1 rRNA gene is annotated in these 1,738 nt (G+C 52.5%); it reads left to right on the top strand.

From position 1 onward, the window contains the following. The first annotated feature begins 146 nt into the window (after positions 1-146). A 16S ribosomal RNA gene (locus ACSZPU_RS23240) occupies positions 147-1,688 on the top strand. Positions 1,689-1,738: the final 50 nt, after the last annotated feature.

Here is a 1,738-nt window from a genome sequence, read left to right as displayed (position 1 = left end):
ACTGCTCTTTAACAATTTATCAGACAATCTGTGTGGGCACTCAAAGTGACATGGATTCTTAACGTCTTCGGACGAAAAATGAATACCAAGTCTCTGAGTGAACATACGTAATTCATTACGAAGTTTAATTCACGAGCATCAAACTTAAATTGAAGAGTTTGATCATGGCTCAGATTGAACGCTGGCGGCAGGCCTAACACATGCAAGTCGAACGGTAGCACAGAGGAGCTTGCTCCTTGGGTGACGAGTGGCGGACGGGTGAGTAATGTCTGGGAAACTGCCTGATGGAGGGGGATAACTACTGGAAACGGTAGCTAATACCGCATAACGTCGCAAGACCAAAGAGGGGGACCTTCGGGCCTCTTGCCATCAGATGTGCCCAGATGGGATTAGCTAGTAGGTGGGGTAATGGCTCACCTAGGCGACGATCCCTAGCTGGTCTGAGAGGATGACCAGCCACACTGGAACTGAGACACGGTCCAGACTCCTACGGGAGGCAGCAGTGGGGAATATTGCACAATGGGCGCAAGCCTGATGCAGCCATGCCGCGTGTATGAAGAAGGCCTTCGGGTTGTAAAGTACTTTCAGCGGGGAGGAAGGTGATACGGTTAATAACCGTGTCAATTGACGTTACCCGCAGAAGAAGCACCGGCTAACTCCGTGCCAGCAGCCGCGGTAATACGGAGGGTGCAAGCGTTAATCGGAATTACTGGGCGTAAAGCGCACGCAGGCGGTCTGTCAAGTCGGATGTGAAATCCCCGGGCTCAACCTGGGAACTGCATTCGAAACTGGCAGGCTTGAGTCTTGTAGAGGGGGGTAGAATTCCAGGTGTAGCGGTGAAATGCGTAGAGATCTGGAGGAATACCGGTGGCGAAGGCGGCCCCCTGGACAAAGACTGACGCTCAGGTGCGAAAGCGTGGGGAGCAAACAGGATTAGATACCCTGGTAGTCCACGCTGTAAACGATGTCGACTTGGAGGTTGTGCCCTTGAGGCGTGGCTTCCGGAGCTAACGCGTTAAGTCGACCGCCTGGGGAGTACGGCCGCAAGGTTAAAACTCAAATGAATTGACGGGGGCCCGCACAAGCGGTGGAGCATGTGGTTTAATTCGATGCAACGCGAAGAACCTTACCTACTCTTGACATCCAGAGAACTGAGCAGAGATGCTTTGGTGCCTTCGGGAACTCTGAGACAGGTGCTGCATGGCTGTCGTCAGCTCGTGTTGTGAAATGTTGGGTTAAGTCCCGCAACGAGCGCAACCCTTATCCTTTGTTGCCAGCGGTCCGGCCGGGAACTCAAAGGAGACTGCCAGTGATAAACTGGAGGAAGGTGGGGATGACGTCAAGTCATCATGGCCCTTACGAGTAGGGCTACACACGTGCTACAATGGCATATACAAAGAGAAGCGACCTCGCGAGAGCAAGCGGACCTCATAAAGTATGTCGTAGTCCGGATTGGAGTCTGCAACTCGACTCCATGAAGTCGGAATCGCTAGTAATCGTGGATCAGAATGCCACGGTGAATACGTTCCCGGGCCTTGTACACACCGCCCGTCACACCATGGGAGTGGGTTGCAAAAGAAGTAGGTAGCTTAACCTTCGGGAGGGCGCTTACCACTTTGTGATTCATGACTGGGGTGAAGTCGTAACAAGGTAACCGTAGGGGAACCTGCGGTTGGATCACCTCCTTACCTTAAAGAACCTGCCTTTGTAGTGCTCACACAGATTGTCTGATGAAAAG

It is taken from the genome of Phytobacter sp. V69, from assembly GCF_965644215.1.
In the GTDB taxonomy this organism is placed as follows: Bacteria; Pseudomonadota; Gammaproteobacteria; order Enterobacterales; family Enterobacteriaceae; genus Phytobacter.
Note: the sequence above shows the minus strand (reverse complement) of the source record. Positions and strands in the feature narration are given on the sequence as shown.